This is a genomic window from Idiomarina solivarensis, from assembly GCF_033052755.1.
Lineage (GTDB): Bacteria > Pseudomonadota > Gammaproteobacteria > Enterobacterales > Alteromonadaceae > Idiomarina.
Map to the genome: position 1 here is coordinate 1 of NZ_JAVFHZ010000026.1, position 244 is coordinate 244.

General features: G+C 59.0%; 1 protein-coding gene. It reads right to left on the reverse strand.

What is annotated here, in order from left to right; genetic code table 11:
* Positions 1 to 244: ribosome maturation factor RimM (locus tag RBK99_RS13500; RefSeq protein WP_317505108.1), on the reverse strand; the 244-nt coding region annotated here is incomplete at both ends.

The following is a 244-nucleotide window of genomic DNA, read 5'->3' on the forward strand; positions in this document are numbered from 1 at the left end:
TAAGTAGACCTCGTCGGGCTCGAGCGGGGGCAGATCGCGCTTGCGGACCCAGATTTCCGCGTTCGCGTAATCCAGGGCCCGTTGTCTGGATTCGATACCCTCCAAACGGAGCAGGATCTGTTCCTCGCCGAAACGGACGCTCTCGAGGAGGAAATTGTGCGGTCGTCTTCCCTCGCGCTTGAGATACACCCGGGAAAGGGACTCAAACAGAAAAGGGGAGTCGGCATAGCTCTCTACCCGGAAC